This is a genomic window from Pectobacterium sp. 1950-15, from assembly GCF_037136835.1.
Taxonomy (GTDB): Bacteria; Pseudomonadota; Gammaproteobacteria; order Enterobacterales; family Enterobacteriaceae; genus Pectobacterium.
Genome location: NZ_JBBBQR010000015.1, coordinates 37,180 through 58,789, shown reverse-complemented (window position 1 = coordinate 58,789; position 21,610 = coordinate 37,180). Strand labels below are relative to the sequence as shown.

General features: G+C 49.4%; 17 protein-coding genes. 13 read left to right on the top strand and 4 right to left on the bottom strand.

Annotated elements, in window-relative coordinates; translation table 11 throughout:
- Window positions 1-10: 10 nt before the first annotated feature.
- Genes WCT94_RS16170 through WCT94_RS16155 form a run of 4 tightly spaced genes read left to right on the top strand, consistent with a single transcriptional unit; the run spans window position 11 to window position 6,897 of the window.
- Complete coding sequence (locus WCT94_RS16170; RefSeq protein WP_442955496.1) at window positions 11-1,882, top strand: hypothetical protein; 1,872 nt, start codon at window positions 11-13, stop codon at window positions 1,880-1,882.
- A gap of 9 nt (window positions 1,883-1,891) precedes the next feature.
- Complete coding sequence (locus WCT94_RS16165) at window positions 1,892-3,532, top strand: hypothetical protein (RefSeq protein WP_336870375.1); 1,641 nt, start codon at window positions 1,892-1,894, stop codon at window positions 3,530-3,532.
- Window positions 3,533-3,548: 16 nt separating this feature from the next.
- Window positions 3,549-5,495 carry a hypothetical protein gene (locus tag WCT94_RS16160; RefSeq protein ID WP_336870374.1) on the top strand — a complete coding sequence of 649 codons (1,947 nt, stop codon included), beginning with the start codon at window positions 3,549-3,551 and terminating at the stop codon, window positions 5,493-5,495.
- Window positions 5,476-6,897, top strand: coding sequence for a hypothetical protein (locus WCT94_RS16155; protein WP_336870373.1), 1,422 nt, complete (start codon window positions 5,476-5,478; stop codon window positions 6,895-6,897). The genes WCT94_RS16160 and WCT94_RS16155 overlap by 20 nt, the downstream gene beginning before the upstream one ends.
- A 152-nt stretch (window positions 6,898-7,049) precedes the next feature.
- Here the strand turns inward: WCT94_RS16155 and WCT94_RS16150 are convergent, their stop codons facing one another.
- Window positions 7,050-7,640 carry a flavin reductase family protein gene (locus tag WCT94_RS16150; RefSeq protein WP_336870372.1) on the bottom strand — a complete coding sequence of 197 codons (591 nt, stop codon included), beginning with the start codon at window positions 7,638-7,640 and terminating at the stop codon, window positions 7,050-7,052.
- A gap of 379 nt (window positions 7,641-8,019) precedes the next feature.
- On the opposite strand from WCT94_RS16150, the gene WCT94_RS16145 reads away from it, so the two are divergent.
- The 3 genes from WCT94_RS16145 to WCT94_RS16135 all read left to right on the top strand — a co-directional run bounded on the left by WCT94_RS16145 (window position 8,020) and on the right by WCT94_RS16135 (window position 10,273).
- Window positions 8,020-8,352, top strand: coding sequence for a DUF1971 domain-containing protein (locus WCT94_RS16145; RefSeq protein WP_336870371.1), 333 nt, complete (start codon window positions 8,020-8,022; stop codon window positions 8,350-8,352).
- A gap of 10 nt (window positions 8,353-8,362) precedes the next feature.
- On the top strand, window positions 8,363-8,701 hold the full coding sequence (locus WCT94_RS16140; protein WP_336870370.1) for a DUF1869 domain-containing protein: 339 nt from the start codon (window positions 8,363-8,365) through the stop codon (window positions 8,699-8,701).
- Between the two features lie 765 nt (window positions 8,702-9,466).
- The gene (locus WCT94_RS16135; RefSeq protein WP_336870369.1) at window positions 9,467-10,273 is read left to right on the top strand and encodes a hypothetical protein; all 807 of its coding nucleotides are present in this window, start codon (window positions 9,467-9,469) and stop codon (window positions 10,271-10,273) included.
- Window positions 10,274-10,302: 29 nt separating this feature from the next.
- Here the strand turns inward: WCT94_RS16135 and WCT94_RS16130 are convergent, their stop codons facing one another.
- A complete protein-coding gene (locus WCT94_RS16130) occupies window positions 10,303-11,349 on the bottom strand; it encodes a sensor domain-containing diguanylate cyclase (RefSeq protein ID WP_336870368.1) in 1,047 nt (348 codons plus the stop codon).
- A 435-nt stretch (window positions 11,350-11,784) separates the two neighbouring features.
- Here WCT94_RS16130 and WCT94_RS16125 point away from each other — a divergent pair, with 435 nt between their 5' ends.
- The 6 genes from WCT94_RS16125 (at window position 11,785) to WCT94_RS16100 (ending at window position 19,706) form a co-directional block, all read left to right on the top strand.
- Window positions 11,785-13,656: a beta-glucoside-specific PTS transporter subunit IIABC gene (locus tag WCT94_RS16125; RefSeq protein ID WP_336870367.1), complete on the top strand. Its 1,872-nt coding sequence runs from the start codon at window positions 11,785-11,787 to the stop codon at window positions 13,654-13,656.
- A complete protein-coding gene (locus tag WCT94_RS16120; RefSeq protein WP_336870366.1) occupies window positions 13,656-15,119 on the top strand; it encodes a glycoside hydrolase family 1 protein in 1,464 nt (487 codons plus the stop codon). Before WCT94_RS16125 ends, WCT94_RS16120 begins: the two co-directional genes overlap by 1 nt.
- Before the next feature lie 80 nt (window positions 15,120-15,199).
- Window positions 15,200-16,039: a PRD domain-containing protein gene (locus tag WCT94_RS16115; protein ID WP_336870365.1), complete on the top strand. Its 840-nt coding sequence runs from the start codon at window positions 15,200-15,202 to the stop codon at window positions 16,037-16,039.
- 234 nt (window positions 16,040-16,273) lie between these two features.
- Window positions 16,274-17,323 (top strand): Fe(3+) ABC transporter substrate-binding protein, encoded by a 1,050-nt coding sequence (locus WCT94_RS16110; protein WP_336870364.1) that lies wholly within the window; start codon window positions 16,274-16,276, stop codon window positions 17,321-17,323.
- The gene (locus WCT94_RS16105; RefSeq protein ID WP_336870363.1) at window positions 17,307-19,004 is read left to right on the top strand and encodes an ABC transporter permease; all 1,698 of its coding nucleotides are present in this window, start codon (window positions 17,307-17,309) and stop codon (window positions 19,002-19,004) included. Before WCT94_RS16110 ends, WCT94_RS16105 begins: the two co-directional genes overlap by 17 nt.
- 21 nt (window positions 19,005-19,025) lie before the next feature.
- Window positions 19,026-19,706 carry an ABC transporter ATP-binding protein gene (locus tag WCT94_RS16100; protein ID WP_336870362.1) on the top strand — a complete coding sequence of 227 codons (681 nt, stop codon included), beginning with the start codon at window positions 19,026-19,028 and terminating at the stop codon, window positions 19,704-19,706.
- A gap of 70 nt (window positions 19,707-19,776) precedes the next feature.
- Here the strand turns inward: WCT94_RS16100 and iolB are convergent, their stop codons facing one another.
- Both iolB and iolE read right to left on the bottom strand, forming a co-directional pair.
- Entirely contained in the window at window positions 19,777-20,613 is an 837-nt protein-coding gene (gene iolB / locus WCT94_RS16095) for a 5-deoxy-glucuronate isomerase (protein ID WP_336870361.1), read from the bottom strand.
- A gap of 87 nt (window positions 20,614-20,700) precedes the next feature.
- Window positions 20,701-21,591 carry a myo-inosose-2 dehydratase gene (gene iolE, locus WCT94_RS16090; protein WP_103941545.1) on the bottom strand — a complete coding sequence of 297 codons (891 nt, stop codon included), beginning with the start codon at window positions 21,589-21,591 and terminating at the stop codon, window positions 20,701-20,703.
- Between the last annotated feature and the right edge of the window lie 19 nt (window positions 21,592-21,610).

Here is a 21,610-nt window from a genome sequence, read left to right as displayed (position 1 = left end):
CATTGCATTGATGGTCGATGCCTGGCTGACCGCTTTTTATTCAACATGGGCAATCGCTATGAATAACAGAATAACGGAAAAAACTATAGGCTTTATTAATGCGATGCCAGGCAGTCAGGTTTATTATTATTGTGCCATGGCACCCAGTATTCTGGTGAATAATCAGGCCATTCCCGAAGTCCATTATCAAATATTCAGAAGTAGCGCGAGCACTCAACCGACGAATTACTACGCAATACTTTCACTGCAGACGCAATTGGCCAGCAGCCTGGCTGCGGCACAAGCAGCGGCTCTGGACAATCCTGATATTCCGGCGGATGCCACCCTACTCCCACTGCAAATTATTGCCAGCACCGCAACGCTCAGTATCCCACAGGCTATGCCACAAGTGCTGAATAACACCTCACTAGGAAATAATCAGTTTTGCTATATTATGGCCTCCCAGACTGACGCGAATGACATTGAGAGAATCGTCGCACTACTTCAGCAGCCAAAATCTGCTCCAATTGCCGTCAGCTATAAAATCGACTACCTCCAACAGTTACCCCCTTCAATCTTTGAACTTGATGCCCAGTGGGATCAGGTCTATGAATACCTTAAAACCTCATTTGGTTTTAATGCATTGATTTTTTCTTTTAATATTGATGATATTTCCGAAACCTTAATCAGTAAAAAACTAGTTACCATCAAGGTAAGAAATGCTAATCCTGACCACTATATTGGAAAAGCAACGACTGAATTGAGCGCTATTCTGACTTGCGAATTTTTCACCCCAGCATTTGGTCAAATAAAGACAGATTCTGCGCCAGAATTTGGCTTCCAATTACAAAACATTTCAGTCAAAGATATTGATAAACGCACGCTCAGTGCCCGAATCACCGAAACCACAGTGGTACGGCGCTCTCTCTATCCTCAAGCACTTTTTGCCACACTGGTCAGTCAGAGCCATTATGACGCCAGCAGTATTGTAAGCTATCACGAGCTTCAGGATAATTTTTTCTCTTTCCGCACGATAAGAGCCCAATTGCTGGCGTCTGAGTTAGACGAAAATATTCAATTGGTGACGCTGAATTTTACTTATGGTGGCTCTCAGCCTCCGCTCGTTTTCTCCAGAAATAATATGGCAGCTAAAACATTCTGCGCTTCTGTCATTACCGATCCCGTAACCAAAAAAACGTCATGGCCAGTGGAATATCAGTTTACACTGTATTTTAACCGTCCGGTCGGTGGTGTGATGTCTGCCAGTTCAGCCATTATGAGCACATCCTCAACCGAACTTTTTTTAGACATTGAATCACTATATAGTCGTTATAATTTCGTTATATCAGCAGAAAAAAAATTCAACTGGTCATGGTATGCATCAATATTGGTTAACATTACCTGCACCCATATTAAAAACAAAGAAAACAGCACATCGAAAAACTTCTATATCACTCAGAAAAATACGCATGAAGAATACAGCATTATGCTACCAGATCCTGAAAACTATACTTTTTCAGCAACCAAAGAGTATAGCACTCGTGCTAACACACCCCATATACCAGTAAAGTTATATCAGCCTACTAGTCAAGATGTCACTCTATTTTCACGACTCTACAAACAACGAACGCTGATAATATCCCCCAAATTAAACTGGATAAAAATAACACAAATTTTAGTCAATGTGACTTACTGCTATGACCAACCCACCTCGAAATCGTTAAAAGAAGAGTTTTATTTTTCCGAAGATAAATCAGAAGATGCATTATTTAGCGCAGATCAACCCGACCCGAAATTATTACTTATCACTCTCGACATCATAATTATTAATAATGATGGTGAGATTGAGGAAAAAACACTAAAAACCGATGAAGATCATATTTATATCACTAGTCAATCATGAGGAAAAATCATGTTATTATTGAGAGAAAAGACAGTCACAATTAAAAACATCACGTTTTTTTCTGATGACTCAGATGAAAACCAATTCTGGTATTTACCTGGCAATATTCATATTGCCGTGCGCGATGGGAAACCCGTATTCTCATTAATTAAATATACCGGAGATGACGCCAATCAGCAGGGAGGATACATCAACTTTGAAGTCAATACCGCCGTCGATGAAGGTGAACTCAATATCGCATTTACCGACTATCTGAATAAGCTGAATATCAAACCCAAAAATGCCCGTAAAGCCCCCGTCCCCTTTAACAATGGCACGGTAAACTTTTTTGTGCTGGATGCACAAAATGCCAATGGCCAGTTGATCAGCGCACAAAGTCCCAGCCTATTTGGTAATAACACGGCTATTTTCAGTGCCAAACTAACGCCACAACAGGCGGTTATTCTGGAAGCTGCATTTAATCAGGCACAGGCACCAGCGGCCGTCGCTTACAATCTCACCTACACAGGTATTACCCCTGCATTGAAGGTGGATGTCACCGCAGAGTTTGACAGCGTATATAAAGAGTTCGGTGCCAAATTTGGCATTAACATTCCCATCCCTGTCGAAACACCAGCCAGTTTTTGGCTCGGCTTTGACAGCGTGATAAAAAAACTGGAACAAGATCAAAAGCTCGTCATCAAGGTGACCGAAAGTATGCCCGGTGACGAGGCGGAAAAAGAAAAAGAGTGGGCGTTACAGTTCGTCAAAGAAGAGCTGTTAAAGATATTTTTCAATGCAACCATTAAGCCGAATGAAGAAAGTAACGAGCAGGCAAAATCGGCAAGTGCTTCTATTCTGGAATCATTGATTGGCAGTAAAGATGAAGAAGAAAAAGGCGGTTTATTTCCCTGCGCATCATTGGAATTAAAAGTAGTAAAAATTACCGAACATAAAACCTTATCCTTCAACTACACGTCATCAAAGGCGATTACCCAGGCAGCGGTGCCACAAAACTTTATCGGTACCGACACGTTAAAGGCCAAAAAAGAGAAGCCCTATTTTATTGAAGTGAACGTCAACGATCCTTTCTTTCAGAAAATCGAACTTCAAATCTTCGGGCCAGATGGTTTTCAAGAACTGGGTATTAAAGCAGCGGCATTTAAGGCCAGTTATAATAATAATGTCTACACTGGTGATGCCTTTACTGAGGACGGTAAAGAATGGCAGAAAAACATTTCCAGAAGCAAAGACCGGAATGAATTATTCGATATTCAAGGCGATTTTATCTTTAAGTCAGCAAGCAGCACCGGCTGGGAAGGTAATAGCAGCTATCAGTCAAAATTCAAAACCGCCTCTAACGCTATCAGCCTCGATCCGAGTAATTTACTCACTTTCAATGAAGTTGATATTTTCCTCGATCGTACATTTTCTTGGGATAAATACAATCAGGTTCTGGTTGAACTCACCTATTGTGATGACAAAGGATTGAAGAAAAACAAAAAATTCACTTTTAACCCCGATAAAACCGCGGTGCAAACCTTCAAGTATCGCTGTCTGACAGAAAAACCCTGGACGGTTCATTATACGATTACCTATCTTGAGGTCGGTGGGCATACCCGGGTGGTCGACGGTACGGATAATCCGCCAAGCATTGTTATTCCGGCATGAACCACGGTCAATAATTATGGTTGAACGCGCTGCGGTGTTACCAGCGGCCTTGAACGCCCTGGTAACCACTTTGTGCCATCACGTGCCGGATTTAGCAGATACGCTACTACCCGATGTCGACCGTTTCAGTCAGAAGCGGATGGCATCGGGACTGCTTTCTGCGGCATTTAATACGAGTTTATTGGCCTATAATGGTTGTCCACTGGAGTTTACGACATCTAGCATAAAACCGCGGGCTGTAGCCTGCACGTTCGATACTTTTCTCCCTTTATCCACCCAGGCCCGTGATATTGGGACCTTCAGTACGGAAAATGCCCCGTACACCTCATCAAACTCGTCAGCATCTGTTGCATCCTGTTTCGCACACATAGCCCATATACAGGGGCTGGGTACGCCTCCCCAAGCGCTAAAATTTGGTTCATGGTTGGGTCGGAAATATGCCGCTGGCAAGGTTAAAACCAAGGTCTATTCCGAAATACCTCCGAACAATCAGGCTTTAATCGCTCTGTATACCTCCGCGCTAAACCACGCCAATAGCTACTATCCTCTGCATCAGCTAACCGCAGCCGGGCTATCGCTCCTGATGATTGGCTATTACCCGGATCGGCCTGATACATCAACCGAATATTACTATCAGTGGCACAGCGCGGAAATAACGTTGGCGGACATAGCCAACGTTATGCGGTTATTTGGCTCTGAAAGTAAGTTTCCTCCGTTGGCGGCGCTGCTCAATCAGGTATTAGCCAACAGACCTAATCCAGGTGAGTTTCCTGCCACCACCTATGGTTTTAGCCTGGTTTATAGTCCCCAACGCCAGTTGGAAAGTTTTAGCCTGTTTACGATGGCACCGCGCTTTTTAGGTGGTAATACTCAGGCCGCTCAGAAAATGAGTGAACTATTGCAGCACGTGGTACACCCCATGCCACTGCTACAAACGCTAATTAAAGAGAACGTGCCACTTCAGTTTAATGTCATCGGCTTTACAGTCGATGCGCAGGCAACGTGTGGTATCAGTTGTACCTTCAGCCCACAGAACGATCGCTGGTGTGACGTCCCACTGCTCGATCATAGCCAGCCACCGCCATACGATATGGCTCTGGATACGATTCTCCAGCAACAGCAGTCAGAAAACGGGGCATTTCTGTCCAGTGTCAGGACGCCCGATGGTCAGTGGCATCAGGATGCCAATGCCTTTGTCACTGCACAGGTATTAAGGACGCTCGACTACAATAAGCAAACTGCCCCCTATATCGATCGCGCACTGGATTTTCTCGCCACTTGTGAAACACGCCCTGGCCATTTCAGCTTCTGGCCCCGTCACGCTCATCCTCCGTGGATGAAAAACCAGATTATTGACGCCGATATTGATGACACGGCGATCATTACCGAAATGCTGTATAAGTTTGAGCGTATTTCATCTGATGCTGTTCGCCAGACGCTGATTGAGATGAATGGCTACCAGCTACAGAAGGTTGATGCCCGACTAACCGCACCACAGCATCAATGGGCTGAATGCCAAACCTTCCACACCTGGATGAAGCAAAATAATGAGATTACCCAGATCGACTGTTGTGTTAATACCAATGTATTAATTTTATTGTATCGTTTTTATGGTGAGCAATGCGTAGATTTATCGGCTTATTATCGGATTAGTACCATGTTGAAAAAAGCCGTAGTTTGGAGTAAAGGCGAATACCAAAGAGTAACCCAATTAACCCCTTATTATGCCCATCCCGCAGAATGGTTGGCCACGCTTGAATATGCCAAAAATATCGGTATCGATACGCTATCGGACATAATTACACCGTTAAAAAAATGGCAGTTCGCTAATGATACAAGGGAAATACCGCTTTATCGTCGTCATGATGGACAGTATCTGTGGACCTCATCCTATCTATCAACGCTGAGGCGTTGCTCTGCACTCTATGACACAAAGGACACCCATGAACATATTTCTCAATGACCTGGTTACGTTAAACAAAATCATTCTGGAAAATGCGCAGCAACAGTTTAGTGAAAACGTTAACCTGACCCGAAAACTGCGGACCTCTCTGGCATCGTTGCCCGACGAATTGACGGCGCAGGTCAGTACCGAGAATGTCTCTGGCGAAATACGCTATCAAATTGAAACCATAACTGATGGTATAAGTTGGACGATGGTTTTGAGTTTCGATCTCAATAAAAACGTCCCAGAAATGCCTTATGTAGTCCTCAATTTTAATCAGTTTGGAAAATTCAATGAGATGATATTTCAGGACGTAGCGCGGAAAGCCGGAAAACAATATCAGGCTCAACTAAAACTCACCCGACTTGAGCAGCGAGATGCGTTACTAAGAGCCTTATCTAACTACGATGCGCAAACCACGCTGGTCATCGCCATTAAATCCGATACAGGTATGCTGAATACCATTACCGATCCTAAGATATTTTATTTTGCGGAAAATTATTATCCTTATATCTATCGTGGCATTGCACCACCGAAACCGCGGTTAGAATTAATTCTCACCCCAATAAGATATGATCAAAGTTGGTATAACTATTATCAGGATAATATTCGTAAAGAATATCTTTATTATTTACCGGATACATTCCTATTAGCAAGTAACAGCAGTGACAACGATAAACCCATGTTGTCGATCACTTTTTCTGCACCAGAAGGAGCGACAGAAACGGCCCAGTTTAATGTGACCTTTGACTATTTCCTGCTGCCAAAGGTGACCAGACAACGCATTAGCGATGCCGAAACAACCTTTATTCAATCCCAGCCACAAGGCAAGTTGATTCCGTTTTCCAGCGCGCATCGCCTTAAGTTACAGTTGTCATTACCAGCGGGAAAAACCGAAGAGACCAATGCGATCATCAACCTGCAAAGCGGCATTATTGATTCGTTCACGCTGCCAGCAGCACAATTTGCAAAGATTTGGGACGCACTGTTTACTGCATCACAGCATCTGTTGCTCAATGGTGAACTGGAAGTTCAACAGGAGGGATTCAACCCTGACAATATTCCGGTACGACTCAGAATGCCGATTGAATATAAAAACAACCCTCTGCCGTTTATCGATCAGTCCACTCCAGTGGAAATTGTCAAAACGCTGGAATTTATCAGCAGCAGCGGCGCCTACGATCCCAGTGGTCCGAAACCCATTGAGCAGATATTAATCAGCATTAGCAACCAGACGATAGCACTGAATAGCGATCATCCTAGTAAGACAGTCAAAGTGAAAATGTCAGCCTTGCAGCTTATCCTTAATCCACAGGAAAAGCTGATCTACCATTATGATGTACAGATTCATTACAAAGATGGGGCAAAGAAAGATCTTAAAGATTTAACATCGACCTTCGAAATCATATATGTTCCGTAGTGTCACCGTGTTCGATAACGTTTTCTCCATACGATAACTGAACGCCGATATCCAGCAGTTCGAAACTGGTAGCATAAATCACGAATCGAGAAGAACGCGCCGGTGAGCCAGGCAGCAACGGTTCACCGAGCGATTGCATTCTCTCTGTAATATTAATGACCGTATTTAAAGTTAAAGCCTAATGCGTCACCCGTGGTGTCGTATTCGCGGAAGTTGTAGATCAGAGGTTTCCATTTTGACGAATCAACAACATCATTCGCGCCTAGTAGCTCGCTATCCACCCAGACGTTGACAATATCCAGCTCGACGAGAATAAAACGCCCTTTGTCCGTCGTGCTGACGGTTTTACATTCCGCCTGAATAGGACATTCAATCACCCGAGGCGGCGTAATATCGCGAGAAGATTCGGTGTGAAGGCCAACTTTGGAGAATTTATCGTGGCATACCTGAACGCCCCATTTTATCTGCCCCTCAGATAGCGTATCGCTCCCGGTCAACTTACCCAGTTCTTCAACCTTCTCCCAAAGTTTATAATCAGGAATATTAATCACAACATCAGATCCGGATAATAAATTACTACAGGTCTTACTTCCTTTAGTGACACCGATAATAATTTTATCGCCGAGAGAAATTGACGACGATACAGAAGCAACATTGATATTTCCGTTGTTATTATCCATCGTCGTAACGAGAAAAACTGGGAAACCATAATAAAATGAACTGAGTTTTACGTTCTTTTTCATTTGAGTTTAAACCTCATCATCAAGTAGCGTTATATTTTTTCATTTTTACTCTTTTGATTTATTTTTAACAATAACCCTAATTGAGTACCAATAAGGGTATTTTTTAGACCCACCATCCCCAATAAGGGGAGCATCAAGAAATAACTTAATGTAACTATTCCTTGATGTTAGTTTTTACCTCCGTCAACCAGGTGAGATAAATAGCCAGCGAGAGAAACGTTGATCCCTGATAATACGGTATTTCCGCAAAGCGTTGCGACATTGTAAAAATTAATTAGCAGAAAATAATTCACAAACATTAAAAGAGGTATATGATATGCACCATATGGTTTTTTCCTTCCCGCCCGTCATGTGGTTGGGTAAAACATGAGGTTTAAACATGGAACGAATTGTCATACCAGCGAATTATGTTCACACCCGTACCACGCCTTTTTGGACAAAGGAAACTGCGCCGGCGTCTATCTGGCAGCGTCATTTGGATGCAGGGACACGACAAGGCGTTTACCCACGTTTGTGCGTGATGCAAGGGACAATTCGTTATTATGGTTATACCGATGAGACCAGTCCTGAGCCCGTCGAAACGCTGACTATTGAAGCCGGACAATTTGGTGTATTCCCGCCAGAAAAATGGCACAGAATCGAAGCGTTATCTGATGACACACTATTTAACGTAGATTTTTATGTCGATCCAAAAATTCTGATAGAAGGTTGAGGTAAACATAATGACAAGTGAAAATAAAGGGTATTCATTAACACTATTGAACAGCGACAATAAGGAAAAGGCAGAGAAAGTTTATCTCAAGCCGATGGCTTTTTATGTGCCTGATTTCGCCGCAGGCGCAGTTGTAGAATTACTCAACGAACTGTCGTCAACCAGCGAAAATAAAAAAGGTTTTCTGCTGACGGTTACGAATAATAATAACGGCGTGTCCGTCGACAAAGATCTCTCTACGGTCGAAGAATTAAAAGACAAGACAGTTTCATCTGAAGCGGTAAAAGAACTGGTTAATATCGTACGTGGTTACGATGCGGATGAAGAGACTAACGTCTGCGGCTGGTAAAGCAATATAGTTTCATCACTATGAAAGCTGCTCGTGTATACATTTTTCCGCCGCTCGAATGATTTAAACGTTACCTTTAGTACCCATACTCATAAAAAAATAGGCGCTGGATGTCTTTTGACTTAACAAGCGCCCCTGTACCCTACTCTTCGATTATTCAAAATAGCCATTCATGCCGCAATACAAGCTTACCAACGGCAACCATCGATATCACTACGCTGTTTATCCGCATCGTTCGCTAATCCAGGAAGCATAGCCACATTAGCATTAGCTGACTACCTTATTCAGTCATGAGATGCCTGTCTATAGCGGTTCGTCTAACCCAATCATCTCATCCTGAAGAAACAGGACATGCAAGTTAATAATTATCATGATTATTATTAGCGCAAGTAAATTAAGAGAGGAAAGAAAATATACTTTCAAAGCCTATAAAGCGTTATTAAAATAACCATAAATACTTAAACATTTTTTATATAATGCCGATTTGTTATTAGATCACGCGGTCTGCCTGCGTTTATGGCTACAGCACACAGCGTCGTATTCCGCGCCCAATGGACTAAGAGCACCACGCCTGGCAACGGCGCACGCTGTGACCTAAGGGTGACGTATGCCAACGTCAATACTCACGACTCAGATGTAGAAATTACCATGAGATAACACCCGTACTGAAAAATAGCTGAGCACCCACTCAAGCATTTTTTATGAATAGGGATAAGCAACATGGGTCGTTACTTATCCCTGAATCACAACGAGTGAGAAGAACGAATGATTAACCTCAATGGCCTTTCAAAAAGTACGGTGGCAGGTACACAGTCCACCACTGACAGTCGCTCGATAAAAAAGCAGGAAAACGTATCCGAAGACTCACCGTCCGCGTCTACAGTGTCTGATGGTTATTCAAATAAAAAGAGTAGCGGCATTACAACGCTGGCAAAACAGCTCAGCGACGCCGCCGTCAGGGCCGAAGCCAGAGATGCTAAAAGCGACCGCAGTACATTGGCGACCAGAGCCAGGAACGTGGATGATGAACTGGTCGGCATGGGCTATGTCAGTAGTAAGAAAGCGCACGATGCGGAAGTCCCCAATAGCGATGACCCCGAGCGATTAGCCAGAGCGAAACAAGCTACAGCGTATACCAATGGTCAAGGCAGTAACCCCTTCAAAGGCCTGTCTCGTGAACAGCTGGCGCTGATTACCTATGACGACAGCGGAACCTTTACGGTGAATGAGCGGCGTGCGGCCTGGAGCGAGGCTTATGACCAGGAGCAAGTGTGGCGCACGATGGCCATGGCACAAAGCAAACTGGAGTGGAATCGCGGCGAGTTTAAACAAACCGAATTTTTCAAAATGGTGTTAGATCACCATGAGAGTCTGCCATTAATCGAACAAGCGCAGGCACCGGAAGGCTATGTACCACGCCTGAAGTACCTGATAGAAATGGACTTCAACTTTATGACGGGGGAATCAGGCAAAGATGCCGATCCGTTCAACCGCCTGTTTGAACTCCTTTCCCCCACCAAACTTCACTTAGAAGATGGCAAACTCACTCTGGATGCAATCAAAGATGCCTGATGAGCAGATGATGACCTCTGCATAGGCATTTACGATTGTGCTGTGATGACCTCAAAAGCGCGGGTTTGATCTTTTTTTCGCGTGATTTTATTGGCGTACATTGCAGCATCAGCCCGGCGAATCACGCCATCAGGCTCCTCGACGGAAGGATCTGCCGTGACAATCCCTATACTTGCGCCCAAATAGTCAATACTGACCGTACCGAGCGAGTAGTTACCCTGCAACAAGGGCGTGATATCATCCCTGAAGGAAGCAATCACACGCTCATTCTCTCCCGGCACAATGTTTACCATGCGGGCAAAAACAAATTCATCACCACCGAGACGCCCGACAACATCACCAGGGTTGCCCCACATGAGCAAACGCCGACCAACGTCTTGCAAGAAGATATCACCGGCTTCGTGGCCGAACTGATCGTTAATTCTCTTAAAGCCATCGAGGTCAATAAACACAATGAGCGCCTGCTGATGGTCATTTTTTGCCTGAGAAAACAGCGCTTCCAGCGAGTAAAATACCCCTCGACGGTTAAGCAACCCAGTCAGTGAATCGGTGTAAGAATATTCATGTAACGCGGCGTTTGCGGCCGTTAACTGCTGCACCAGCCACTCTTTCTGCACCTGCTGAGCAATAAGCTGTGCGAATAAACTCAGGATTTGTTCACCTTTGGTCGTCAGCGGCTTATGGTCGGAGCTCGCGGCACAGAGAGTGCCATACAACTGCCCGTCCTCCATGCGTACCGGCGTACTGGCATAGGTCATAATACTCAGCGCTTTCGCCGTCTGTGAATCCCCCCAACATTCGGCCACATTAGGCGTGTAACTTTGCCCTTCGTCCAACGCACGTTTGCACAACGTGTCATGCCACGGAACCGAGACACCTTCGGGAATATTGAGCGTTTTAGTGTTGTGAGCAAACAGGATATTTTGAAAGCCCGCTTCGGTGTCAACCTGCGTCAGGTAAGTCGATTCCAGATCGGTGACCAGCTCCAGCATGACCAATAACTGGCGAACGAGCCCCTCGAAAGAATCCTCCGAACGTAATGCGTTCGAGAGGTGAGAAAGCAAATTATCAGTCATAGCAATAGATCCCAACGGTGCATATTTAAAAAAACAATAAATTCAATAGTATATTTCGTACATCAACCTATCATTGGTGCAAACAGACGATCTCTCCATACTATAGAAACCATACGTGTTTTCGCCGTTCATCTGCCCATTTGCACTCTGCGAGTCTACCTCGTTCTGTTGTTTATAATCGGCTAAAAAACGCCATATTTTATTCAACATGCCTGAAATGCATCGGCCTCGTCAGGCGAAGCCCTCCATTCTGCTATTGCCATCACACTTACCCATCAAGGCGGCACGATCTGTTTGACATTCCCGCGCACAAGGACTTACAACAGCAGCACAGGCGTGTAACTAGTTTTCTAGGCAAGACCTGAAGCTATCCCACTCAACATCATGGGAGGAGCTTCAGGTCTTTTTTCGTTTCTGGATCAGGGGAACCGTCGTATGAGCCACACAGCAGCAGATAATAACGCGACAGCCTATGCCACCACCGCGGAAAAAATCATCACACTCGTCGGCGGGATTGATAACATTGAGCACATTGAACACTGCTCTACGCGGCTACGGCTGAGCCTTTACGACAATAGTCAGGTGAACCAGCGCGAGCTGGAAAAAGTGCCGGGCGTGCTGGGCGTTCGGGTCAACGTACAGTGTCAGGTGATCATTGGTAGCGAAGTGATGCAGGTGTACGAGGCGGTGCAGAACCTCGCCGCAGGCCGCAAAGAAACGGGCCGCGCCGTGCCAGCAAAAACCAACCGCACGGCTTTTGTCATCGATTTTATCATCAGCATTTTTCAGCCACTGGTTCCTGCCATTGCCGGCGGCGGCGTGCTCAAATCGCTGTTGCTGCTGCTGGACCTGCTCGGCTGGCTCACCAAAGACAGCTCAACCTACAAGGTGCTGGATAACATCGGTTCCGCCCCGCTCTATTTTCTGCCGATTCTGGTGGGAATCACCACCGCAATGAAGCTGAAAGTCAATGTGCTGGTCGCCGTTTCCGCCGTCTCAGTTATGGTGCTGCCTGCCATGTCTAAACAGCTGGCGGAAGGCGCGGAGTTTCTCTCTCTCGATCTGAAAAACGTCGCCTATGCCTCGCAGGTTTTCCCGGCAATTCTGTGCGTCATTTTCTATGCGCAAACCGAAAAGATCTTCAATCGCTACTCGCCGAGCGCCCTGCGTATTTTCCTGTCACCGATGCTCTCGCTGCTGGTCACCGTGCCCGTCACGCTGCTGGTTCTCGGCCCGCTCGGCTATGAACTTGGTGCGGGGCTGGCTAGCGTGATCCTCTGGCTGTACAGCAAACTGGGCTTTGTTGCGACGGGATTACTCGCCGCTGCGCTGCCATTCATGGTGGCGTCGGGGATGCATAAGCCGATGCTGCCTTATGCCGTTTCCTCCATGAGTCAGTTTGGTAAGGAAATGCTTTACCTGCCCGCGTCACTCGCACACAACATCGCCGAATCGGGTGCCTGTATGGCAATAGCGCTCAAGAGCAAAGACAAAACGTTAAAATCGACGGCACTTTCCGCCGGTATTTCCGCCCTGTTTGGTATCACCGAACCCGCGCTGTACGGGATTACGCTGCTGAATAAAAAAGCGCTCTACAGCGTGATCGCGGGTAGCCTGGTCGGCGGCGCGTTTATCGGCTGGATGGCGATCGAAGCTTTTGCGCTGGTTGGCCCCGGCCTGGCCAGTATTTCCATGTTTGTTTCGCCGGAAAATAGCTGGAACATCGTCTATGCCATTGCCGGTGCGGCGATCTCTTTTGCCATCGCCTTTCTCTCCGCGCTGTTCCTCTGGCGGGAAGAAAAACCCGTCGCTGCGGTAGAGGAAGAAGAAGCTCATCACGCTATCGCTGAATGCCAATTTGCCAGCCCGATTGAAGGAAAAGTGATCCCGTTGGAAAGCGTAAATGATGAAATCTTCTCCAAACGAATCATGGGTGACGGCATTGCCATCATCCCCGAGAAAGGCGTGCTCTACGCTCCGGCGAACGGCACGATTGAGAACGTGTTTGAAACGGGTCATGCCGTCAGCATGCTCACCGACAGCGGTGCCGAACTGATTTTCCATATCGGCATCGACACCATCAAACTCAATGGTCAGGGCTTTCAGCCGAAAGTCACGGCCGGGCAACAGGTTAATACCGGTGATGTCCTCGTTGAATTTGACCTCGATAGCCTCATCGCTGCGGGCTACGATCCCGTCGTCATGATGGTTATCACCAACAGCGAGCGCTTTCGCGTGATATCGGAAGCCACTGACGCCGTCATCCATCCCCACACCATCATCATGACCTTAAAGGAGTCTGTGTAATGGATAAAAACATCGCATTCCCGGAACACTTTTTATGGGGCGGCGCGATTGCCGCCAATCAGGCCGAAGGCGCATGGAATGAAGACGGCAAAGGGCCGTCGGTCGCGGACGCTATTACCTGGAAACCGAATATCGATCTGAAAAATTACCATGCCCACATGGCGCTAACGGACGACAATGTTGCCGATGCGTTCAACGGCAAAAATGATGCTTTCTATCCCAAACGGCGCGGCATCGATTTCTATCACCGCTACCCAGGCGATCTGGCGCTGTTTGCCGAAATGGGTTTCAAGGTGCTGCGCGTCTCCATTGCCTGGTCACGCATCTTTCCGACCGGAGAAGACAGCGAACCGAATGAGGCAGGCTTGCAGTTTTACGACGATCTGTTCCGCGAGATGCGCAAGCACGGCATCGAACCGCTGGTGACGCTTTCACACTACGAAATGCCGCTGGCGCTGAGTGAAAAATACAATGGCTGGGCACACCGCAACGTGCTGGATGCCTTCGTACGCTTTAGCAATGTTTGCTTCGATCGTTACAAGGATCTGGTGCGCTACTGGCTGACTTTTAACGAGATCGACAGTATCCATCGCCACCCGTTTACCACGGCAGGCATCCGTGAAGAGAAAAGCGCCCCGGGACAGGCCAAACAGGATATTTATCAGGGGCTGCACCACCAGTTTGTGGCCTCAGCCATCGTCACCCGCGACTGTCATGAAAAGATCCCAGGCAGTCAGGTCGGCTGCATGCTGACCAAGCTGACGACCTATCCGCACTCCTGCCGCCCGAAAGATGTCGAAGCCGCGCTGAAAAAGAACCTCGAAAACTATTTCTATGCCGATGTGCAGGTGTTTGGTGAATATCCGCCGCTCATCAAGCGCGACCTTGAGCGACGCGGTATTCACATCACCATGCAGCCCGACGATCTGGCTATTCTCAAGCAGCACACCGTGGATTTTGTGTCGTTCAGCTATTACATGTCGCTCACCGAATCCACACAGCCAGACGCCGAAAGAATACCGGGTAATACCGTTCTGGGCGTGAAAAACCCGTACCTGCCGGCCTCAGACTGGGGATGGCAGATCGATCCTATCGGGCTGAAAATCTCCCTGCTGGAGCTTTACGATCGCTACCAGAAGCCGCTGTTTATTGTCGAAAATGGTCTGGGTGCGAAAGACGTTGTCGAGAACGGTAAAATCCACGATCCTTACCGCGTTGACTACTTCCGTTCACATTTCGAGCAAATGCGTGAAGCGATTGGTGAAGGCGTTGAACTGATGGGGTTCACCAGTTGGGGAGCGATTGACATCATCAGCGCGGGCACCTCACAGATGTCGAAACGCTATGGGTTTATCTATGTCGATCAGGATGACGAAGGCCACGGCTCTCTGGCGCGTCTGAAAAAGGATTCGTTCTACTGGTATCAGAAAGTCATCGCGACAAATGGCGCCGACCTCACCTGACAGGCAGACACTTGCCGCAGGCCGTGTGGCCAGCGGCAGGAAACGGCGATAATTGGAAAAAGCATGATTGGAAGAAAAACGTGATTAAAGTGAAAAAAGCGTTAAATAACAGCATGCTGTTAGTCGATCATGAACAGCAGGAAATGATCCTGTTGGGCAAAGGCATCGGATTTGGTGCCAGACCCGGTTCGTTGATTGATGTGACGCACGTTGAGCAGGTTTTCATTCCACTGGAAAATCTGAAATCACGGCATTTCCTTTCATTGACCGACACGATTCCTGCGGCTTTTTTTGACATCACCCATGAGATTGTCACGCTGGCGCAAAATCAGTACGCCGAAAAGCTTAATTCGGTGCTGTTCTTTACGCTGGCGGAACATCTCTATTTCGCGGTTGAACGTAGCAAAACGGGCAACCATTTCATCAATAAGCTCAGTTGGGAAGTCAAACGCTATTACCAAAAAGAGTACGCGATCGGCGTGCAGGCAAAAGATCGCGTGTCGGCGCGTTTTAACGTCACGCTGCCTGATGACGAAGCCGTCAATATCGCGTTTCACCTCATTAATGCCGCCGGCAGCGCCGAAATTGCGGATGCCCATCAGCAGGTTCAGTTAGTGAACCGTCTGGCAGAAATTGTCCGCTACAAACTCAATAAGAATATTGACGTCAACGCCGTCGATTATCTCCGTTTTATCACCCATCTACGCTATTTTTCCGAACGGATGATTGCTCGCAAAATCGCACCGGGGCGCACGGACGATTTTTATCAGGAACTGCTGAAACACTACCCTGAAGCGATGGCAATATCCTGGGCTATCAGGGATTACGTGCAGGAAAAATACCAGATGGCCTTGCCGAAAGAAGAGCTCACCTGGCTGACCATGCATATCAGCAGGCTGGCCGAAAGCCAGACGCCGTAGCGCTCGCCTCACACCAGATAATCGCCCGGCGCTGTTTTTACCCGCTCGCAGCTCAATAAGGCCACAGACCATCTCGATAGGTGCTTATGTTGACCCCCATCACGATAACAACGCGCAAGCACTAATGAGATTGCAAACAAGAGTGATTATCATATATAGTTTTTGTCACCTGCCGAAAATATCTCCTTATTTTATTAATTTACGCATCACATTCACTCTGGAGAAGATAATAACATGTCAAAAACGCTGTCCGTTCTGCGCAAAAAAGCGCGCCTGCTGACGCTGGCTTCATCGCTGATGGTTGCCTACACCCTGCCTGCTGCCGCCGCAGATGATTCTCTGACGCTCTATACCACGCGTGAGCCCGGCTTGATTCAGCCGCTGCTGGATGCGTTCACTAAAGAGACATCGGTTAAAGTCAATACCGTGTTCATCAAAGACGGTATGCTGGAGCGTGTGAAAGCCGAAGGCCAAAACTCACCGGCTGACCTGCTGATGACCGTTGATGCCGGTAACCTGATCGATCTGGTCGAAGCCGGTGTCACACAGCCGATTCAGTCCAGCACGCTAACCGATGTCATCCCTGCTGCGCTGCGCGATAAAGACAACCAGTGGTTTGGCCTGTCGATGCGTTCCCGCGTGCTCTATGCGGAAAAATCTCTGCCGCTGACCGGCATTACGTACGAAAATCTGGCCGATCCGAAATGGAAAGGCAAAGTATGTATCCGTGCAGGTCAACACCCTTACAATACCGCGCTGGTTGCCGCAATGATTGCGCACCACGGCGAAGCCAAGACTGAAACCTGGCTGCGTGGCGTGAAAGACAATCTGGCGCGTAAAGCCACCGGCGGTGACCGCGACGTCGCGCGCGATATCCTCGGCGGCATTTGCGATGTGGGTCTGGCAAACTCTTACTATGTCGGACACATGAAGAATGCCAAAGAAGGCACCGACGCCCGTAAATGGGGCGATGCCATCAAAGTGGTTCAGCCTAAATTTGAAAACGGCGGTACGCACGTCAATATCACTGGCGCAGCCGTTGCACGCCATGCACCGCATAAAGATCAGGCGGTGAAATTGATGGAATATCTGGTTTCTGCACCGGCTCAGCAGCTCTACGCACAGGCAAACTATGAATATCCGGTTCGCAAAGGCGTCACGCTGGATTCCACCATTGGCAGCACAATCGGCGAAGTGGATGTCGATAGCATCCCGCTGACCGACATCGTTAAATTCCGTAAACAGGCCAGTCAGTTGGTAGATAAAGTTGGATTCGATCAATAAGACCGGTTCGTCAACCCTGCGCGGCGCCTTCGGGCGGCCGCGCCTCTTTTTTTCTCCGCTTCGCATCGCTGCCGTTATCATTGCGCTCGGCGTACTGGCCCCGCTGGTATCCCTGCTTTGGCTAGCCGCTGGCGCGGGTGTCGGCCATTGGGATCACCTGATGCGCTACGTGCTGCCCGATGCCGCGCTCAATACGGTGATTCTCCTGCTCGGCGTCGGCGTGCTGGTTATGGTGATTGGCGCAGGCTGCGCCTGGCTGGTGACGGCGTTTGATTTCCCCGGCAGACAGTTCGTTAGCTGGGCACTGCTGTTACCGCTGGCGATGCCAACCTACATTGTCGCTTTTGCCTGGCTCGATCTACTGCATCCCATTGGGCCAATTCAGGAAGCGATCCGCAGTGTGCTGGGCTACGACAGCCCGCGTCAGTTCCGCCTGCCGGACCTGCGTTCCATGACGGGCGCAATTCTGCTGCTCGGTCTGGTGCTCTATCCGTACGTTTATCTGACCATGCGCGCGATGTTTATCAGCCAGCCAGCACACTTGCTGGAAGCCGCCCGCACGCTGGGCTTGAGCGCAACGGGGACCTTTTTGCATGTTGCCCTGCCGATGGCGCGCCCTGCGCTGGCCGTTGGCACCAGTCTGGCCTTGCTGGAAACGCTGAATGATATTGGTGCCTCCGAGTTTCTTGGAGTGAATACGCTGACCGTGACGGTTTACACCACCTGGGTCACCCGTTCGGATTTACCTGCGGCGGCACAAATTGCCTGCACCATGCTGACGGTGGTCATCCTGCTGCTGACGCTGGAATATTACGGCCGGAAAAATCAGCGCTACGGAACCAGCCGACAAATGCGCGGCATCATGCCCGCGCCGTTGAAAAGGGTTCGCGCCTGGCTGGCAACCTGCGTGACCGCATTACCGATCCTGCTCGGCTTCATCGCCCCTGCCCTCTTTCTGGCCTGGGAAAGCGCGAAACGACTGGGTGATAGCGTGACGATCTCCGCCGGGCTGATACGGTCATTACAGAACTCGCTGCTGCTGGCCGTTGGCGTCACGCTGGTCGTCACCGTCGTAAGCCTGATTATTGCGTGGTATGCCCGCCATTCGGCCATCACCGACCGTTCACCAGAACGCCGCCGCACGATACTGAGAATCGCCTCGCTGGGCTATGCCGTGCCCGGTACGGTACTGGCGATTGGCATGCTGACGCCCGGCATGGCGACGGATAATTTTCTCGCCGACTTGCTAGGCTACAAGGGATTGCCGCTGCTTTCCGTTGGAATTCTGCTGGTGATCTGCTGCGCCATTCGCTTTATGGCGATTGGAATTGGTGCGCTTGATGCCGGACTGACGCGCATTCCTCCCGTCATGGAGCAGGCGTCACGACTGCTGGGCGAAAGTGAATTCGTCACGTTTTTCCGCGTACACCTTCCCCTGCTGCGCCCGGCTCTGGTGACCAGCGCGCTGCTGGTGTTTGCCGACGCGATGAAAGAACTCCCCGCCACGCTGCTGCTGCGGCCGGTCAATTTCGAGACGCTGGCAACCGTCCTCTATGCCGAAGCCGCCAGAGGCACCTATGAAGAAGGCGCGATCGCCGCGCTGCTGATTGTAATGGCGGGTACGCTCCCTGTCGTGCTGCTGGCACGCAGTCAGTTAAAAACGCCAGTAGAGAAAAAATGAAAATCATGAGGAAGAGTCAAGGTGTCTGAGGCTACACTCGTTCTGAATAATGTCCACGTCGCCTACGGGCATAAGCATAATTTTCATCACGTGCTGAACGGTTTTTCCATGCAGGTTGCCGCCGGTGAACTGGCCTGCTTGCTGGGTGCATCAGGATGCGGTAAAACCACGGCTTTACGCGCGATTGCAGGTTTTGAGCACCTGACTCAGGGAACGATTCACGTCGGCGGACGCTGCGTGGCTGGCCCAGACGTGCATCTGCCGCCGGAACAGCGCAACGTCGGGATGGTATTTCAGGACTATGCGCTGTTTCCCCATCTGACCGCCGCGCAGAATATTGCCTTTGGCCTGAGAAAACAGCCGAAAGATCTACAACAATCACGCGTCCGCGCCATGCTTGAACTGGTCGATCTTGCCTCCCTGGCGCAACGCTACCCGCATGAGATGTCCGGCGGACAACAGCAGCGAATCGCGCTCGCACGGGCATTGGCCCCGCAGCCTGCTGTGCTGCTGCTCGACGAGCCGCTATCCAGTCTCGACCCCGACAGCCGCAAACGGCTGGGGCAGGAAGTGCGCGACATCCTGCGCGATGCCGGACAAACCGCGCTTCTCGTCACACACAGCGAACAGGAAGCCGAGCTGATGGCCAGCCATATTGGCTATTTGAAAGAAGGCGCGTTGCAATGGCGGGAACGAAGCTGAGACGGATTACATTATTGTAAAAACAGGAAGCATACACCGCGCTTCCTGTTTTTAATTATCATAAACAACGCTACGCTTTGCCCTGCCGGTGTTTATCCGCATACTCGGGACTGTTGATCCACTGGTGATCCGCTTCCCAGGTGAAACGCCACTGGCGCGTAGGGCCAGCCATCACATTTAGGTAATAGCTGTCATAGCCTGCGAGAGTGGCGACCGGGTGGTAGCCACGCGGCACCTGCACCACGTCCTTATCGTATACCGCCATGCATTCATCTAATGAACGGTCATCGGTATAGACGCGTTGCAGGCAGAACCCCTGCCCTGGATTCAAACGATGGTAGTAGGTTTCTTCCAGATAGGTTTCCTGCGGCGGATTATCGACATCGTGCTTGTGGCTAGGGTAAGAGCTGGTGCAGCCTTCATCGGTGTACACTTCGACCACCAGCAGGCTATCCGCGGCTTTGTCCTCCGGCAAAATATTATGCACATAGCGCTGGTTATTACCGACGCCACGCTGCTCGGCGTCGATATCTTGCGGCGCAATCAGCCGGGTCGGATGTGTGCCAAGCCCCGGTGCGGCACAAACCGCCAGTTCCAGCGCCGTGTGCGCCGTTACCGTCACCGTCTCTCCCGCCGTGACATAAACCGCATACGGTTTTCTGCGCTCAAACGGGCTCATTCTGTCGCCAATCTGCTCAAAGCGCTCACCCGGCGTGACAACCGTCGCTTTGCCGCTCACCAGCACCAGACAGCGTTCGTTATCGCTGGCAGGCAGTGATAGCACCTGTTCCGGTGCCAGTTGATATACCTCGAACCCCACGTATCGCCAGCCCGCCGTTTCCGGCGTGATGTGCTGCGTACGACCATGTTCGTCAGGGGCGCGATGGCGTGATAACAGTCGGGACATCTTTTGCCTCCTTATCTCTCCCCTGCGTCAAGCTTCCCGCACGTTGGTGTGCTGGCAGCTTGACGGTACGGGGGATATCACCACGAATCAGATCAATTCCGCCTGCTGGGCGAAACGCTGCAAGTTATTGTAGCCCAGCGTCGCGTACGTCAGCGGATGCGCGACAGCCGGATCTTGTTCCGCTTCGACCACCAGCCACCCGCTGTAATTATGGGCTTTCAGGATGCTGAACACTGCCGGATAATCGACACAGCCATCTCCCGGCACGGTAAAGACGCCACTCAGTACCGCGTCCAGAAAACTGGTCTTGCGGTTTTTCACGTCTTTCAGCACGTCTGGACGAATGTCTTTGCAGTGAACGTGATTGATGCGGTTAATCCAGCGCTTCGCCACCGCCACCGGATCGGCACCCGCGAATGTAAAGTGTCCGGTATCCAGCAGCAACCCCACTTCCGGCCCGGTATGTTCCATCAGATTATCCACGTCCTGCGCGCTTTCAATCACCGTTCCCATATGGTGATGATAGGCAATCTGCACGCCCTGACTTTGCGTGTAGCGCGCAAACTCGGTCAGTTTTTTGCCATATTCCGGCCAGCGTTCTTCGGGGAAACGCGGGCGCAGATGGACCGGTTTTTGTTGGTCGCCGTGAATCGCGCCCGTCACTTCGGCAAACACCAGCACCGTCGCGCCGAGGTCGCGCAGCAACGCCAGATGCCCCTGCACCGCTTCAATCTCTTCTTCTACTGAACGGGTGAGCAGTTCACCGGAATACCAGCCGGAGACTAAGCGCAGATCGTGCGCTTGCAAGATCGGCCCCAGCACGCTGGCCTGACGCGGGAATTTATTCCCTAATTCAAAACCGGCGAAACCAGCCTGCCGCCCTTCGCTCAGACAGGTTTCCAGCGGGGTGTCCGCGCCCAGAGAAGGCAGATCGTCATTGGTCCAGGTGAGTGGATTAATACCAAGTTGAACAGTCATGTTATGTCCCTTTATTCGA

What these genes read in the sequence shown, in the direction of transcription:
- iolB (WP_336870361.1), bottom strand. Translation starts at nt 20,613, where the DNA reads ATGTCCCGACTGTTATCACGCCATCGCGCCCCTGACGAACATGGTCGT.
- WCT94_RS16150 (WP_336870372.1), bottom strand. Translation starts at nt 7,640, where the DNA reads ATGAAAAAGAACGTAAAACTCAGTTCATTTTATTATGGTTTCCCAGTT.
- WCT94_RS16155 (WP_336870373.1), top strand. Translation starts at nt 5,476, where the DNA reads ATGAACATATTTCTCAATGACCTGGTTACGTTAAACAAAATCATTCTG.
- WCT94_RS16110 (WP_336870364.1), top strand. Translation starts at nt 16,274, where the DNA reads ATGTCAAAAACGCTGTCCGTTCTGCGCAAAAAAGCGCGCCTGCTGACG.
- WCT94_RS16145 (WP_336870371.1), top strand. Translation starts at nt 8,020, where the DNA reads ATGGAACGAATTGTCATACCAGCGAATTATGTTCACACCCGTACCACG.
- WCT94_RS16135 (WP_336870369.1), top strand. Translation starts at nt 9,467, where the DNA reads ATGATTAACCTCAATGGCCTTTCAAAAAGTACGGTGGCAGGTACACAG.
- WCT94_RS16170 (WP_442955496.1), top strand. Translation starts at nt 11, where the DNA reads ATGGTCGATGCCTGGCTGACCGCTTTTTATTCAACATGGGCAATCGCT.
- WCT94_RS16140 (WP_336870370.1), top strand. Translation starts at nt 8,363, where the DNA reads ATGACAAGTGAAAATAAAGGGTATTCATTAACACTATTGAACAGCGAC.
- WCT94_RS16125 (WP_336870367.1), top strand. Translation starts at nt 11,785, where the DNA reads ATGAGCCACACAGCAGCAGATAATAACGCGACAGCCTATGCCACCACC.
- WCT94_RS16120 (WP_336870366.1), top strand. Translation starts at nt 13,656, where the DNA reads ATGGATAAAAACATCGCATTCCCGGAACACTTTTTATGGGGCGGCGCG.
- WCT94_RS16130 (WP_336870368.1), bottom strand. Translation starts at nt 11,349, where the DNA reads ATGACTGATAATTTGCTTTCTCACCTCTCGAACGCATTACGTTCGGAG.
- iolE (WP_103941545.1), bottom strand. Translation starts at nt 21,591, where the DNA reads ATGACTGTTCAACTTGGTATTAATCCACTCACCTGGACCAATGACGAT.
- WCT94_RS16165 (WP_336870375.1), top strand. Translation starts at nt 1,892, where the DNA reads ATGTTATTATTGAGAGAAAAGACAGTCACAATTAAAAACATCACGTTT.
- WCT94_RS16160 (WP_336870374.1), top strand. Translation starts at nt 3,549, where the DNA reads ATGGTTGAACGCGCTGCGGTGTTACCAGCGGCCTTGAACGCCCTGGTA.